At 67.6% G+C, this 15,335-nt stretch carries 16 protein-coding genes; 11 read left to right on the top strand and 5 right to left on the bottom strand.

Annotation, left to right across the window (positions count from 1 at the left end):
* Positions 1-39: 39 nt before the first annotated feature.
* Positions 40-987: an alpha/beta fold hydrolase gene (locus HWX55_RS13290; RefSeq protein WP_175975987.1), complete on the top strand. Its 948-nt coding sequence runs from the start codon at positions 40-42 to the stop codon at positions 985-987.
* Positions 984-1,349, top strand: coding sequence for a hypothetical protein (locus tag HWX55_RS13285; protein WP_175975986.1), 366 nt, complete (start codon positions 984-986; stop codon positions 1,347-1,349). Before HWX55_RS13290 ends, HWX55_RS13285 begins: the two co-directional genes overlap by 4 nt.
* 48 nt (positions 1,350-1,397) lie before the next feature.
* Here the strand turns inward: HWX55_RS13285 and HWX55_RS13280 are convergent, their stop codons facing one another.
* Positions 1,398-2,303 carry a LysR family transcriptional regulator gene (locus HWX55_RS13280; protein WP_175975985.1) on the bottom strand — a complete coding sequence of 302 codons (906 nt, stop codon included), beginning with the start codon at positions 2,301-2,303 and terminating at the stop codon, positions 1,398-1,400.
* A 116-nt stretch (positions 2,304-2,419) separates the two neighbouring features.
* Between HWX55_RS13280 and HWX55_RS13275 the strand changes: the two genes are divergently transcribed.
* Positions 2,420-3,010, top strand: coding sequence for a flavodoxin family protein (locus tag HWX55_RS13275; protein ID WP_175975984.1), 591 nt, complete (start codon positions 2,420-2,422; stop codon positions 3,008-3,010).
* A gap of 74 nt (positions 3,011-3,084) precedes the next feature.
* Positions 3,085-4,140 carry an aldo/keto reductase gene (locus HWX55_RS13270; RefSeq protein ID WP_175975983.1) on the top strand — a complete coding sequence of 352 codons (1,056 nt, stop codon included), beginning with the start codon at positions 3,085-3,087 and terminating at the stop codon, positions 4,138-4,140.
* 13 nt (positions 4,141-4,153) lie between these two features.
* Here HWX55_RS13270 and HWX55_RS13265 read toward each other — a convergent pair whose 3' ends face one another.
* The gene (locus HWX55_RS13265; protein ID WP_175975982.1) at positions 4,154-4,837 is read right to left on the bottom strand and encodes a TetR/AcrR family transcriptional regulator; all 684 of its coding nucleotides are present in this window, start codon (positions 4,835-4,837) and stop codon (positions 4,154-4,156) included.
* 53 nt (positions 4,838-4,890) lie between these two features.
* Here HWX55_RS13265 and shc point away from each other — a divergent pair, with 53 nt between their 5' ends.
* Complete coding sequence (gene shc / locus HWX55_RS13260; protein ID WP_175975981.1) at positions 4,891-6,951, top strand: squalene--hopene cyclase; 2,061 nt, start codon at positions 4,891-4,893, stop codon at positions 6,949-6,951.
* Between the two features lie 84 nt (positions 6,952-7,035).
* Here shc and HWX55_RS13255 read toward each other — a convergent pair whose 3' ends face one another.
* Entirely contained in the window at positions 7,036-7,950 is a 915-nt protein-coding gene (locus HWX55_RS13255; protein ID WP_175975980.1) for a LysR substrate-binding domain-containing protein, read from the bottom strand.
* A gap of 149 nt (positions 7,951-8,099) precedes the next feature.
* Here HWX55_RS13255 and HWX55_RS13250 point away from each other — a divergent pair, with 149 nt between their 5' ends.
* The 5 genes from HWX55_RS13250 (at position 8,100) to HWX55_RS13230 (ending at position 12,789) form a co-directional block, all read left to right on the top strand.
* Positions 8,100-9,224, top strand: coding sequence for an FAD-dependent oxidoreductase (locus HWX55_RS13250; protein WP_175975979.1), 1,125 nt, complete (start codon positions 8,100-8,102; stop codon positions 9,222-9,224).
* Complete coding sequence (locus tag HWX55_RS13245; protein ID WP_175975978.1) at positions 9,217-9,516, top strand: (2Fe-2S)-binding protein; 300 nt, start codon at positions 9,217-9,219, stop codon at positions 9,514-9,516. The genes HWX55_RS13250 and HWX55_RS13245 overlap by 8 nt, the downstream gene beginning before the upstream one ends.
* Positions 9,513-10,949, top strand: coding sequence for an FAD-dependent oxidoreductase (locus HWX55_RS13240; RefSeq protein ID WP_175975977.1), 1,437 nt, complete (start codon positions 9,513-9,515; stop codon positions 10,947-10,949). The genes HWX55_RS13245 and HWX55_RS13240 overlap by 4 nt, the downstream gene beginning before the upstream one ends.
* Before the next feature lie 40 nt (positions 10,950-10,989).
* Complete coding sequence (locus HWX55_RS13235) at positions 10,990-11,772, top strand: ABC transporter substrate-binding protein (protein ID WP_050013617.1); 783 nt, start codon at positions 10,990-10,992, stop codon at positions 11,770-11,772.
* 105 nt (positions 11,773-11,877) lie between these two features.
* Positions 11,878-12,789, top strand: a complete 912-nt coding sequence (locus tag HWX55_RS13230; RefSeq protein ID WP_175975976.1) for a LysR substrate-binding domain-containing protein — start codon at positions 11,878-11,880, stop codon at positions 12,787-12,789.
* Positions 12,790-12,956: 167 nt separating this feature from the next.
* Here HWX55_RS13230 and HWX55_RS13225 read toward each other — a convergent pair whose 3' ends face one another.
* Positions 12,957-13,373 carry an SRPBCC family protein gene (locus HWX55_RS13225; protein ID WP_175975975.1) on the bottom strand — a complete coding sequence of 139 codons (417 nt, stop codon included), beginning with the start codon at positions 13,371-13,373 and terminating at the stop codon, positions 12,957-12,959.
* A gap of 17 nt (positions 13,374-13,390) precedes the next feature.
* Positions 13,391-14,410, bottom strand: a complete 1,020-nt coding sequence (locus tag HWX55_RS13220) for an aldo/keto reductase (protein ID WP_175975974.1) — start codon at positions 14,408-14,410, stop codon at positions 13,391-13,393.
* A gap of 331 nt (positions 14,411-14,741) precedes the next feature.
* On the opposite strand from HWX55_RS13220, the gene HWX55_RS13215 reads away from it, so the two are divergent.
* Positions 14,742-15,086 (top strand): DUF4148 domain-containing protein, encoded by a 345-nt coding sequence (locus HWX55_RS13215; RefSeq protein ID WP_175976056.1) that lies wholly within the window; start codon positions 14,742-14,744, stop codon positions 15,084-15,086.
* Positions 15,087-15,335: the final 249 nt, after the last annotated feature.

Raw genomic sequence — 15,335 nt, 5'->3', positions numbered from 1 at the left:
GTTCATCGCAACAACACGAATTCGGAACGTCCTTCACACATGATGCAGACAGAGATCGAAGCAACGGGGCCGGCCGGCCCGCTGAAAGGCACGCTGTTGTCTCGCGGTGCGGAGGATGTCCCAGTGGTGCTGATCGTCCCGGGATCGGGCCCGACCGATCGGGACGGCAACAATCCCTACGGCATTCGCGCATCGACCTATCGTTTGCTTGCCGAAGGATTGCTCGCTCAAGGTATCGCGTCGGTTCGCATCGACAAGCGCGGCATGTACGGTAGCGCGTCCGCGATCACGGATGCGGACGACGTCACGATCGACGATTACGCAGCAGACGTCCGCGCGTGGGTGGCCGCCATCCGGACGCGAACCGGTGCGCGCCGCGTATGGGTGCTCGGGCACAGCGAGGGAGGATGGGTCGCGTTGTCGGCGGCGCGGCAGACCGCCGATATGTGCGGGCTGATCCTCGTGGCCACACCGGGACGGCCGCTCGGACAGGTACTGGCGCAGCAACTGCAGTCGAACCCCGCGAATGCCGGTGTACTGCGCAACGCGATGTCGATACTCGCATCGCTCGAAGCCGGGAAGACGGTCGACGCGGCCGGCATCGATCCCGCGCTGATGCCGTTGTTCAGGCCACAGGTTCAGCGGTTCCTGATGAGCGAACTGGCCATCGATCCGGCGGCCCTTGTCACCGGCTATACGAAGCCGGTACTGATCGTGCAGGGCGCGCGGGATATTCAGGTTGGCGTGCAGGATGCGCAGCGGTTGAAGGACGCGAATCCACGCGCGCGGCTGACGATTGTCGCGAATGCCAATCATCTGCTCAAAACCGTTCATACGGACGCGCTGGACGAAAACCTTGCCGCGTATTCGAACCCGGATCTTCCTTTGGCAAATAGCGTGGTGGAAGCCATTTCGGCGTTCGTTCGAGAATCGACCGGCGACGGGCTGGATCACCCTGCGCTTTCGCAACGGAAAAACGCGCGATGACGCATCTGATTCGATTCCGGGTTCGGCCTGTTTATCACGGTAGCGATCTGATGGTCGAAATACTCGACGACCACCGCGCAGCCGACTTTCCGGATCTCGCCGAGATTCTCCGGGATGCACTGCATGCCGTCCGGCTCGCGCACCCGGACGGCCTCGACGACCCGCACGTCGCCTTGTCGCAGGACCGCTATTTCAGCTATTGGACGTATGAGCGCGGCCACTATGAAATCGACGACGATATCTGGGGCTGGTGTGTCACCGCGCCAGTGAACAACGGGGCCATCGTCGCGGACATCGAGCGGGCGCTGCTGGCGACCGGAAGATTCAGCAAGGAAGCCGTGGATTTCGGCAAGTTTGCGTGACGCAAAGCAATCGCCTCCGCCGATACGTCGAACCGGCCCATCCCTGCGCTAATCGAGGTACGGCTTCAACACGCCCGCGATCCAGTCCATGAAAGCCCGCACGCGCGGCGAAAGATTGCGCCGATGCGCGACGACGAGCGACGCGGCAAGCGGCTCGGGCCGCAAGTCGGGCAGCACCTCCACGAGCGCGCCACTTTCGATGTGATGCGCGAGCGCCGAATAGCCGGCCTGGATCAGCCCGATGCCCGCCAGCCCCGCCGCGTGATAGGTCTGCACGCTGTTGACCTGCATCGCGCTCGGCAACGGCAACCACGCATAGCCGTCGCCGTCCGGGTATTCCCATCCGGGATGCCGCGCGCCGAGCGTCAGCGTGTAGTGAATCATCTTGTGCCCCTGGCTGCGCAGATCGGCGAGCGTATGCGGCACGCCGTGCCGCGCGAGATAGTCGGGGCTCGCCGCATTCGTCATGCGCAGCCTGCCAAGCGGCCGCGCGATCAGCGTCTCGTCGGCGATCGGGCCGAGCCGGATCACGCAATCGAACCCTTCCCGAACCAGATCGACACGCCGGTCGGTGCTGGAAAGCTCCAGCTCCAGATCCGGATGCGCGGCCATCAGTTGCGGCAGCGCCGGCACCACGACGCTGCGCGCGAGTTCCGTGGGCATGTCCACGCGCAACCTGCCGCGCAGCGAGGTACCGCGCCCCGAGAACATCGACTGCAATTCCTGCACTTCGGCGAGCAGATCGGTTGCGCGCGCATAGAACGCGCGTCCGTCTTCGGTGAGCTGCACGCGCCTCGTGGTCCGATGCAGCAGTGCGACACCCATGTCCCGTTCGAGCGCACGGATAACCGTGGATACCCGTCCTTTCTGAATGCCGAGGCTTTCGGCGGCACGCGTGAAGCTCGCCATTTCGGCGACACGGGCAAAAATCAAAAGCGCGTCAAGGTTCTGCATTGTTCATCCGGAAAGTAACAGAACGTTCAATCTGTCGTCGTTTATCACCCGATTGCGGCTCGGTAGAGTGGCTTCCCACGTCGTCTGAACGACAACCCGAACGAAAGGAAACCCTCATGGATCAACTCGACCCGCCGGTCAAAACGGTCGTCGTTTACCACTCCGGCTATGGCCATACGCAACGCATGGCCGCCGCTGTCGCGGACGGCGCCGGCGCCGCACTCGTCGCGATCGATGCCGACGGCAACCTCGCCGACGACGCGTGGCACACGCTGGCCGCCGCCGACGCAATCCTGTTCGGCTCGCCGACCTACATGGGCGGCCCGAGCTGGCAATTCAAGAAGTTCGCGGATGCGTCGTCGAAGGTCTGGTTCGACAGCGGATGGCAGAACAAGATCTTCGGCGGCTTCACCAATAGCGCGAGCGTCAACGGCGACAAGCTCAATACGCTCGAATACTTCTTTTTGCTCGCCGGACAGCACGGCGGCATCTGGGTCAGCATGGACATCAAGCCGGCCAATCTGAAAGCGTCGACGCGCGACGACCTGAACCGCATGGGCGCCTACATCGCGCCGATGGCGCAGACGCCGGCCGATGCGTCGCCGGAAGAGATGTCGCCGGGCGATCTCGAAACGGCCCGCCGCTATGGCGCGCGCGTCGCGGCGATTGCCGGGCAGTTGCGGGCCGGCCAATCACGCGCCAACTAACATTCCGACGTTCATGCGGGGCGCCACCGGCCGACGCCCCGCATCGTGTCCGGCCGATTCTGAAGGGCGCTGCAATGAAATACAAGCAATTGGGCCGCACCGGCCTGTATGTGTCCGAGCTGTGCCTCGGCACGATGACGATGGGCGGCAACGCGGATGCCGGCATGTGGGCGGCGATCGGCGCGGTCGGCCAGGACGACGCGAACCGCTTGATCGCCCGTGCGCTCGACGCAGGCATCAACTTCATCGACACCGCCGATATTTATTCGTTCGGCCAGGCCGAACGCGTGGTCGGGCAGGCGCTGCGAGACCTCGGCGTCCCGCGCCACGAGATCGTGCTGGCGACGAAGACGGCCGGCGCGATGGGCACGGGCCCGAACGACCAGGGCGCGTCGCGCGGTCACATTATGGATTCGGTGCAGCGAAGCCTGGAACGGCTCCAGGTCGACCATATCGACCTGTACCAGATTCACGCGAGCGACCCCGTCACGCCGATCGAGGAGACGCTGCGCGCGCTCGACGATCTCACGCGACAGGGGCTGATCCGTTACGTCGGCGTGTCGAACTGGCGTGCAGGCAAGATCGGCAAGGCGCTCGGCCTGAGTGCCGCGCCTCACGCCACGCGCTTCGAAACGCTGCAGGCGTACTACTCGATTGCCGGGCGCGACGTGGAACGCGAACTGGTTCCGCTCGCCGTCGACGAGCAGATGGGGCTGCTCGTGTGGTCGCCGCTCGCCGGCGGATTGCTGTCGGGCAAGTTCGGCCCCGGTGCGTCGACCGAAGCGGGTTCGCGGCGCGGTCATTTCGATTTTCCGCCGGTCGATCTGGATCGGGCCTGGCCGTGCGTGGCGGAGATGCGCGCGATCGCCGGTGCGCACGGCGTGTCGGTCGCGCGAATCGCGCTCGCGTGGTTGCTCGCCAAGCCGGCGGTCACGAGCGTCATCATCGGCGCGAAGCGGATCGACCAGCTCGACGACAATCTCGGCGCGGTCGACGTCGTGCTGACCGACGACGAACTGGCGCGTCTCGATGCGGTGAGCGCGTTGCCGCCCTGCTATCCCGGCTGGATGATCGCGCGTCAGGAAGCCGGCAGGGTTCCCGCGCCGTTCACGCGCGGCGCGGCGCAATAGGATCGGCGGCGCATCACTTCGGAAACACGCCCTTGCTCATCGCATCGAGCTGCCGAACGATTTCCGCGCGCAATTCGGCCGATATGTCGACGCTGTCGAGCAACTCCGAAATCCACAATCCGTCGGCCGCGAGCCGGCAGATCATCAGCGTCGCGGCCCGCTCGAGCGGCACCGGGTCGGGCCGCGTCCATTCGCGCATCGGCACCGACCAGCGCGCGCGAGTGTCCTGCTCGGTGATCATCGACGCAGCCAGCACGCGCAGCACTTCGATGCTCGCGGCGGGATTGGCCGTATCGAGCACCGCATGCAGATACGCGCGCGCCGCCGCGCCGTCGCCGCGGAAATCGGCCGCCAACCGCGCGGCCAGTTGCGCGCCGAACCGCTCGGTCGCCTGCCCGAACAGCGCATCTAGCAGCCCTTGCTTGTTCGCGAAGTGATATTGCAGCGCGCCCTTCGTCACGCCGGCACGCTCGGCCACCGCGTCGAGCGTCAACGCGGCCACGCCGTGATGCGTCGCGATCTCCGACGCAGCCGCCAGCAATTGCGCGCGCACTTGATCCGGCGCTTTTTTTCGCCGCACGCCGGCCACGGCTGCGGCTGGCACCGACGATTCTTCGGGCGCCCGTGCGCCGGGCGTTCCAGCCGGTTCGACGGGCGCGGACGGGTCGCGCGGCGCGGGTTCGAGGCGTTTTTTCATGGTGCGGATGGTAGCACCCAGGCGTCTCGATATAAACATTCCGGCTGGATGGTATGATCCGCCGCATGAACAAAATGGCCCCCTCTCCCTGGTCCGCGCTCGACACTGCCATCGCCCGTGGACGCGACGCACTCGTACGCCTTCAGCAGCCCGACGGCAGTTGGTGTTTCGAACTCGAATCCGACGCGACGATCACCGCGGAATACATCCTGATGATGCATTTCATGGACAAGATCGACGACGTGCGCCAGGAGAAGATGGCGCGCTACCTGCGCGCGAACCAGCGGCTCGACACGCACGGCGCATGGGATCTGTACGTCGATGGCGCGCCCGACGTGTCGTGCAGCGTGAAGGCGTACTTCGCGCTGAAGGCGGCCGGCGACAGCGAACAGGCGCCGCACATGATCCGCGCGCGCGACGCGATCCTGAAGCTCGGCGGCGCGGCACGCTCGAACGTGTTCACGCGCATCCTGCTCGCGACGTTCGGCCAGGTGCCGTGGCGCGCGGCACCGTTCATGCCGATCGAATTCGTGCTGTTCCCGAAGTGGGTGCCGATCTCGATGTACAAGGTCGCGTACTGGGCGCGCACGACGATGGTGCCGCTGCTGGTGCTGTGCTCGCTGAAGGCGCGTGCGCGCAACCCGCGCAACGTATCGATCCGCGAGCTGTTCGTCACGCCGCCGGAACAGGAACGCGAGTACTTCCCGCCCGCGCGCGGCATGCGCCGGCTGTTCCTCGCGCTTGACCGCATGGTCCGCCCGGTCGAGCCGCTGCTGCCGAAGCGCTTGCGGCAGCGCGCGATCCGGTATGCGGAGACGTGGTGCGCGGAACGGATGAACGGCGAGGACGGCCTCGGCGGCATCTTCCCGCCTATCGTGTACAGCTACCAGATGATGCAGGTGCTCGGCTACCCGGACGACCATCCGCTGCGGCGCGATTGCGAAAACGCGCTGGAGAAGCTGCTGGTCACGCGGCCGGACGGCAGCATGTATTGCCAGCCGTGCCTGTCGCCGGTGTGGGACACCGCGTGGAGCACGATGGCGCTCGAACAGGCGCGCGGTGTCGCTGCGCCGGAAGCCGGCGAAGCGGCCGGCGCGCTGCGCGAGCTCGATGCACGCATCGCACGCGCGTATGACTGGCTCGCCGAGCGGCAGGTGAACGAGCTGCGCGGCGACTGGATCGAGAACGTCCCGACCGACGTCGAACCGGGCGGATGGGCGTTCCAGTACGCGAACCCGTACTACCCGGACATCGACGACACGGCGCTCGTCACCGCGATGCTCGATCGCCGCGGCCGCACGCATCGCGATGCGGACGGCACGAACCCGTATGCGGCGCGCGTCGCCCGCGCACTCGACTGGATGCGCGGGCTGCAATCGCGCAACGGCGGCTTCGCGGCGTTCGATGCGGACTGCGACCGGATGTACCTGAACGCGATCCCGTTCGCCGATCACGGCGCGCTGCTCGATCCGCCGACCGAGGACGTATCGGGCCGCGTGCTGCTGTGCTTCGGCATGACGAAGCGCGCGGACGACCGCGCGTCGCTCGCGCGCGCGATCGACTACGTGAAGCGCACGCAGCAGCCCGACGGCAGCTGGTGGGGCCGCTGGGGCACGAACTACCTCTACGGCACGTGGAGCGTGCTGGCCGGCCTCGCGCTCGCCGGCGAGGACAAGTCGCAGCCGTATATCGCCCGCGCGCTCGACTGGCTGCGTGCGCGGCAGCATGCGGACGGCGGCTGGGGCGAAACGAACGACAGCTACGTCGATCCGAAGCTGGCCGGCACGAACGGCGGCGAGAGCACGTCGAACTGCACCGCGTGGGCACTGCTCGCGCAGATGGCGTTCGGCGACTGCGAATCCGATTCGGTGAAGCGCGGCATCGCGTACCTGCTGTCGGTGCAGCGGGAAGACGGCTTCTGGTGGCACCGCTCGCACAATGCGCCGGGCTTTCCGCGCATCTTCTACCTGAAGTATCACGGCTATACCGCTTACTTCCCGCTGTGGGCGCTCGCGCGTTATCGGCGGCTGGCGGGCGCAAAGGATGCGGGCGCAACCACGTCGTCCGCGGCCGGCGCACCCGCCACACGCGCAACGGACAGCGCGCTCGCCTGAGCCGGAGCGCCGGCCGCGGCCGACACGGCCACGCGCCGGCACGCGTGACGGCGTCCGGCGCGCTCAAAACGATTCTCTTCCTGCCTACCCGTCGCGCGGCGACCGCATCCTCGCGAACGCATCGCGCAAATCCGCACAAAACGCGTCGCCAATCATCGACAGCGGCTGCGACGCGGACGTCACCAGGTAGAAGTGATCGGGCACGGCCGGCTCGAACGGCTTGACGACCACGCGGTCGCCCGCGTATGCGGCCGTCACCGGATCGATCAGCGCGACGCCGGCGCCGTTCGCGACGAACGCGACGATCGTCCGCGACAGCTGCGCCTCGATCGACAGCACGCGCGACACGCCGGCTTCGACGAACACGCGGTCGATCGCGCTGCGCGCCTCGAAACTCGGCGGAAACGAGATGAACGATTCGTCGCGCAGGTCGGCCGGCTGCACGACGCGCTTGCGCGCGAGCCGATGCCCGCGCGGCACGATGCAGCACATCGCGCTTTCCGCGAGCCGCTCGCCGCGCACGGCCGGATGCGGGACGGGTTCGGCGATCAGCCCGACGTCGCATTGCCCCGACGCGACCTTGTCGACGACGGTGGACGCACTATGCGCGAGCAGCGTGATGTCGACGCCCGGATGCGCGTGCGAGAAGCGCGTGACGAGTTCCGGCAGCAGGTCGAGCGCGACGGCGGGCGAACCGGCCACGCGCAGCGTGCCGCGCCGCATCGCGCGGATCTGCTCGGCGGCCTGCGCGACGCGGTCGAGGCCGACGAACGCGCGTTCGACCTCCTCGTACAGCACGCGCGCCTGCGCGGTCGGCGTGAAGCGACCCTGCTGCCGCTCGAACAGCACGAAGCCGATCCGCGCCTCGAGATCGGCGATCAGCCGGCTCACGGCCGGCTGCGAGATATGGAGATCACGTGCCGCGCGCGTGACGGTATGGCGCTGCATCACCGCGCGAAACGCTTCGATCTGGCGAATCCTGAGCGAAGGCGTGGTCATAACACTGGATTATGGGTCGTTGATCAAGCTGTATTGGACAGCCCATTTTGCCTGTCCGAACATCGGTTCCGCAACGTACTGAATGCAAGGAGCCGCGCCGCCATGGGATATAACACGCAACTGCCTCACCCGCGACACCGGAGCCGCGCATGACCGTGCGCCGTTTCGATGTCGTCGTGGCCGGCGGCGGTCTCGTCGGCATGGCCATCGCGTGGGGCATCGCGCGTCTCGGCCAGCGCGTCGCGGTGTGCGACGGCGACGACATCGCGTTTCGCGCGGCGCGCGGCAATTTCGGGCTCGTGTGGGTGCAGGGCAAAGGCGGCCGCTGCCTGCCGTATGCGCGCTGGTCGTGCGAATCGTCGGCGCGCTGGCGCGCATTCGCCGCGCAGTTGCAGCGCGAAACGGGCGTGGACTGCGCGTTCGAACGCCCGGGCGGCGTCGAGCTGTTCGAGCATCGCGCGGAGCTCGACGGCGCGACCGAGCTGCTCGAATCGCTGCACCGGCAGGACGCCGCGCTGTCGTACGAGGTGCTCGATCCCGCCGCGCTGCGGCGGCTCATTCCCGCGGCGTCGCCATCGCTGGCCGGCGCGCTGTGGTCGCCGAACGACGGTCACGCGAATCCGCTCTACACATTGCGCGCGATGCTGCACGCGTTCCAGCAGTGCGGCGGCGTCTATCTGCCGCGCAGCGAAGTCGCCGAGATCCGCCCGCGCGCCGGGCGCTTCGAGATCGACACGCGCGACACGCAACTCGAAGCCGGGCGCGTGGTGCTCGCGGCCGGCCTCGACAACGCGCGGCTCGCGCCGATGGTCGACCTGCGCGCACCGATCTCGCCGTTGCGCGGCCAGATCATGGTCACCGAGCGCCTCGCGCCGTTTCTCGACTATCCGACGCTCGTCGTCCGCCAGACATCGGAAGGGTCGGTGTTGCTCGGCGACTCGGCCGAAGACGTCGGCTTCGACGACGGGCAGACGCGGCCCGCCATGGTCGACATCGCGCGCCGCGCGCGCACTTCATTCCCGGCGCTGGCCCATGCACGCATCGTGCGCGCATGGGGTGCGCTGCGCATCATGACGCCCGACGGCCTGCCCGTCTACGAGGCGTCGGCCACGTATCCCGGCGCGTTCATCGCGATCTGCCACAGCGGCGTGACGCTCGCTGCAACGCACGCCGATCTCGTCGCGCCGTGGATCGCCGGCGGCGCCGCGCCGGCCGACCTGTCCGCCTTTACCACCGCGCGCTTCGCCGCGCCCACGGAAGCCCGGCATGTTTGAATCCCTCGTTCCCGCCGCCGCGACGCTCGAACGCGTGCGCATCCATATCGACGGCACGCCGCACGACGTGCCCGCGCACTACAGCGTCGCGGCCGCGATGCTCGCCGCCGGTTCGGCCGCGTGCCGCACGAGCGCGGTGAGCGGCGCGCCGCGCGGCCCGTTCTGCATGATGGGCGTGTGCTTCGACTGCCTCGTCGACGTCGACGGCGTGCCGAACGTGCAAGGCTGCATGACGCCCGTCGCCGACGGCATGCAAGTGCGTACGATGCACGGCAAGGCGAGGCTCGCATGACGCGCCGCCAGTGCGACCTGCTGATCGTCGGCGCCGGGCCGGCCGGCATGGCGGCGGCGACCGCCGCGCGTGCGACCGGCTTGTCGGTCGTCGTCGCGGACGAAGGCCCGGCGCCCGGCGGCCAGATCTATCGGAACGTAGCCGATGCGCCGGCGCCGCTCGCGCAATGGCTCGGCGCCGACTACACGGCGGGCCGCCCGCTCGTCGACGGCCTGCTCGCAAGCGGCGCGCATTACCTGCCGCGCAGCGTCGTGTGGCAAATCGCGTTCGAGCCGGAACCCGTCGCGATGCTCACGCAAAGCGGCCCGTCGCGCGGCACGCTCGAAATCGGCGCACGTGCGGTGTTGATCGCGACCGGCGCGCAGGAGCGGCCGTGGCCGGTGCCGGGCTGGACGTTGCCCGGCGTGATGGGCGTCGGCGCCGCGCAGACGCTGCTGAAAGCGTCGGGCCTCGCACCATCGGCCGACGCCGTGCTCGCGGGGAGCGGCCCGCTGCTGTGGTTGTTCGCCGCGCAATTGCTGAATGCCGGCCGGCGCGTGCGCGCGCTGGTCGACACGACGCCGCGCGACGCGTGGCGACGCGCGCTCCCGCATGCGCTGCCGGCGCTGCGCGGCGCCGACTATCTGCTCAAGGGCTGGCGCATGCTGCGCGCGGTGCGCGATGCCGGGATTCCCGTGTATCGCGGCGCGACCGATATCCGCATCGACGGCAACGACCGCGCCGAACGCATCCGCTTTCGCGACGCGCAGGGCGTCGTGCAAACGCTCGACACGTCGCTCGTGCTGCTGCATCAGGGCGTCATTCCGTCGACGCAGCTCGCGCGCTCGCTCGGCTGTGCGCACGCATGGGAAGAATCGTCGGCATGCTGGCGTCCGCGGTGCGACGCGCGCGGCCGCAGCAGCGTGCCGCACGTGTGGATCGCGGGCGACGGCGCGGGCATCGGCGGCGCTCGGGTGGCGGCGCTCGCCGGCGAAGTGTCGGCACTCGACATCGCCGCGCGACTCGGCGCACTCGACGTGCAACGCCAGGCCGCACGCGAACGCCCGGTGCTGCACGCGTTGCGCCGCCATCTCGCGGTGCGCCCGCTGCTCGACGCGCTATACACGCCGCCCGCCGCGCTGCGCCGCCCCGACGACGACACGATCGTGTGCCGCTGCGAGGAAGTCACGGCCGGCGAAATCCGCGAGCTCGCGGCGCGCGGCTGCCAGGGGCCGAACCAGATGAAGGCGTTGACGCGCTGCGGGATGGGCCCGTGCCAGGGACGCTGGTGCGGCACGACGGTCGGCGAACTGATCGCCGACGTGCAGCAGCGCAGCGTCGGCGACGTCGGTCACTACCGGATCCGCGCGCCGATCAAGCCCGTCACCGTCGGCGAGATGGCCGACGCGCTCGACCTGTCGAACGATTTTCAGCGCGGCGAATTTCCGAGCTGACGCGCCCGCCCACTCTTCCCCACACGAACGGAGCCTGACCATGAAGACGCGCCTCACGATTCTCCTTTCCGCCGCCGCGATGGCCTTCGCGTCGCTGGCGTCGGCGAAGGAATGGACGACCATCCGCATCGGCGTCGATCCGACCTACCCGCCGTTCGAGTCGACCGCGACCGACGGCAGCGTGAAGGGTTTCGACATCGATCTCGGCAATGCGCTGTGCGCGAAGCTGAAGGCGAAATGCGTGTGGGTGTCGAGCAGTTTCGACGGGCTGATTCCGGGGCTGCAGGCGCGCAAGTTCGACGTGATCCTGTCGTCGATGGCCGCGACCGAGCAGCGGCGCCAGCAGATCGACTTCACCGATCGCCTGTACCGCAACCAGACGCGGTTGATCGCGCGTACCGGGTCAGGGCTGCTGCCGGATGCGGCGAAGCTCGCCGGCAAGCGCGTCGCGGTCGAACAGGGCACGATCCAGGAAACCTATGCGCGCGAGAAGTGGGCGGCCGCGAAGGTCGAGGTCGTGCCGTACCCGAGCTACGACCAGGCGTATGCGGATCTCGTCACCGGGCGCGTCGACGGCGTGCTGATGGATGCCGTGCAAGGCCAGCTCGGGTTCCTGGCGACGCCGCGCGGCAAGGGCTTCTCGTTCGCGGGCGGCGTGGTGTACGACGCGAAGATCATGGGCAACGGCGACGCGGCCGGCGTGCGCAAGGCCGACACCGACCTGCGCGACGCACTCAATCGCGCCATCGCGCAGATTCGCAGCGACGGCACGTACAACCAGATCCAGTCGAAATACTTCGACTTCGACATGTACGGGAATTGACGGCGAATACGGGTTCGGTTCGGTTGGCGTCGCGCCGTCTCCAGGTTGCACGGGTAAGTCCTTTTGGGACATAATCCCTCAATCTTGAGTCCAATAAGGTCTGACATGCTCGACATCCGCCAGCTTCAGTACTTCATCGCGGTCGCGGAAGAGGAACACGTCGGCCGCGCCGCCGAACGCCTGCATATTTCGCAATCGCCGCTCAGCCGCCAGATCGCGCAGCTCGAGGAAAAGCTCGGCCTCACGCTGTTCGAACGCAGCCAGCAGCGCATTCGCCTGACGCGCGACGGGCGCACGTTCCTCAGCGAAGCGCACGCGTTCCTGCGCCACGCGAACCGGCTCGAATCGCTCGCGCGCCGGCTCGGTCGCGGCGACGAAGGCGGCCTGTGCATCGGCTACCTCGAAACGGCCACGCACTCAGGCGTGCTGCCGCGCGCGCTGAAAACGCTGCGCGCCGGGCGCCCGTCCGTTCATATCGCTTTGTACAACTATCAATCGGCCGCGCAGCTCGAAGGCTTGCGCGAGCGCAGCCTCGACATCGCGCTCGTCACCGAGCCGCCCGCGCCGGACGATCCCGAACTCGAATCGACGAAGGTGCTGGACGATCCGATGCTGCTCGCGATGCCCGACGGGCATCCGCTCGCGAAGAAAAAGACGCTCGTCGCCGACGATCTCGCCGCGCAGGCGTGGATCGGCGTCACGCAGCAGGACAGTGCGCCGCGTCACGGCGCGTTCGTCGCGGCCTGCGCGAAGGCCGGTTTCTCGCCGGACATTTCGGTGGAAGCGACCGAGCCGCTCGCGGCGCTCGGCCTCGTGGCCGCGGGGCTCGGCGTGACGATGATCCAGCAGAGCCTGCGTCACCAGGTGCCGGAAGGCGTCGTGCTGCGCGAGCTCCCGTGGTTCAGCTACCGCACGCCGCTGTGGGCCGCGTGGCACAAGGTCAACCTGCGGCCGCTGGTCGGTATCTTTCGCGAGATCCTGACCGGCGAGGAGGTCCTCGCGACAGTCGGGAAATGAATCGATGAAGGCGCGTGCGTCGATTGCTTCGCCACCCTGATCTTTCTCGCACATCGCGCGCACCACGGATGCGTCAACGCCTTCGCCGCAGGCCGAAACCTGCGACGAAGGCACTGACGGAGCCCGGTATCGCCAGGCTCCTGCTCACTGAATGCAACGTGCCGCCGTCAAGCCGACATAAAGCGCTTCGCCAACTCCGCGAGGCCGTCTTCGTAGATCCCGCGAAACAGCCGGACGGCTTCCTCGTCGGTCGCGCCGTGCGGCGTGAACGTGCCCAACCACTCGACTGTCGACGCGTTCGGGCCGTGCTCGCGCACGCGCAGCGTGGAGCGATAGTTGACGACCGGAAACGGCGCGTCGAGGATCGCATACGTATAGCTGCGCTCCGCTTCGTCGAATGCAACCAGCCGCTCGACGATCGCGTCACCTGCCGGATTCGCGAGACGCCGCACGCGCCCGCCTTCGCTCAGTTCGCTGGCCGGAATGTACGGCAGCCAGTCGGGCAGCGACCCGAAGCCGCCGATCAGTTGCCAGACCGTGTCGGCCGACGCCGCGATCTCGATACCTGCATTTGCCTGTGCCATGTCGTCACCTTACGGGATCAACGCTCGGTCGGCAGCGGCGCATCGGCCGCGATCAGACCTTGTTCGCGCATCTCGCGCCAGAAATCGGCCGGAATCGCCACGTTCAGCGCCGCCTGGTCTTCCGCGATCCGCTCCGGACGGCTCGCGCCCGGAATCACCGCGACGGTGGCCGGATGCGACATCGAGAACTGCAGCGCGGCGGCCTTGATCGGCACGTCGTAACGCGCGGCGATCGCCTTGATCCGGTCGACCTTCGCGAGGATGTCCGGCGAAGCCTTCTGGTATTCGAAATGCGTGCCGCCCGCGAGCACGCCCGAGCTGTACGGGCCGCCGACGACGATCCCGACGTTCTGCGCGGCCGCCGCCGGCATCACGCGTTGCAGCGCGCGCTCGTGATCGAGCAGCGTGTAGCGGCCGGCCAGCAGCATGCCGTCCGGTTGCGGTTCGGCAAGGTCGAGCACCAGTTCGATCGGTTCGACGCGGTTCACGCCGAGACCCCATGCGTTGATCACGCCTTCTTCGCGCAGCTTACTCAGCACACGGAATGCGCCCTTGCGCGCCACTTCGAATTGCGCGAGCCATTCGTCGCCGTAGAAGTCCTGCGCGATGTCGTGCACCCACACGATGTCGAGGCGGTCGGTGCGCAGGCGCTTCAGGCTGTCCTCGATCGAGCGCAGCGTCGCGTCGGCCGAATAGTCGTTGACGATGCGGTTCGGCCGGCCGTGTTCGAACAGGCCGCCCTTCTCGCCGAGATCGCGCGCCGATACGTCTTCGATTTCGTCGAGGATCAGGCGGCCGACCTTCGTGCTCAGCACGTATTCGTCACGCGGATGGTTTGCCAGCGCATCGCCGAGGCGGATTTCGGCGAGGCCGGCGCCGTAGAACGGGGCCGAATCGAAATAACGGATGCCGTGTTGCCACGCGGCTTCGACGGTGGCCGCGGCTTCCGCGTCGGGGATGTTGCGGAACATGTTGCCGAGCGGGGCGGTACCGAAACCGAGGATCTTGTTGCCGGGCAGCTTGTCTTTGAGACTCACGATTTTCTCCAGGGAAAGATGGAAAGCGAGTTCAGTCTAGGCACGCGGGTTAAGTCTGTCCAAGACGGAATTCGACACAGTTGAGTCCCGCGAGGTCTGACGGGGCGATTGGCGGCCTGTTTCGATCCGCGGCTGCGGCGCGCTGTTCGGGCGAACGGCCCGACCGGCAAGGCTGCCGACCGAATTGACGTTCGATTCATGACTCAGGATCAAAAATGATTTGGCCGGGCGGCCATTTTTCCCGGCCGCCGCGATACCTATATTGGGTGCACTCGCAACGACATCGACGCGGTCGACGTTGGTTGCGGCTCACTCAACCACACAGGTACCCATGATGAAAACGCTCGTTTCCTCCACCCTCGCCGCCCTGATCTTTTCCGCCCCGGCGCTGTCGTTCGCGCAACCGGCCGACCATCAACTGACCCGTGCCGAAGTGAAGGCCGAGATGGCCCGCCTCGCGGCCGTCGGCTACACGCCGGCGCTGGATCACAACCAGTATCCGGCCGCGATCGTTGCCGCCGAAAAGCGCGTGCGCGAAAACGCCGTCGCGCAGGCAGCGCCGCACGCCGCCCCGCTCAACGGTGAAACCGGCTACGGCAGCGAACCCCGCACCAGCAGCGAATCCGGCCGCGCGATGATGATCAACAGCCGCGACTCGATCTATCGCGGTCATTGAGTCACGTCGGCGCGCACGAGAGCACGCCTTTCGATACGCGCACCCGCTCGTCCGTCCCCTCCGCATGGCCGGCCCGAATCGCCTGAACAGGCATTCGGGCCGCGCGTCGTCGCTGCATTTCCGTTCCCTTCCGCTGCGCCGCGAAACCGCTCGCGCGTCGCCGTTGCGGGCTGCGATTCGTGACTGCGCAGTACAAGTTCTTATGCCGCTTCATCGGTTTATCCGCCGCGCGCCGCACACGATACTTCG

The organism is Burkholderia sp. BCC1047 (assembly GCF_902833155.1).
Lineage (GTDB): Bacteria > Pseudomonadota > Gammaproteobacteria > Burkholderiales > Burkholderiaceae > Burkholderia > Burkholderia sola.
Note: the sequence above shows the minus strand (reverse complement) of the source record. Positions and strands in the feature narration are given on the sequence as shown.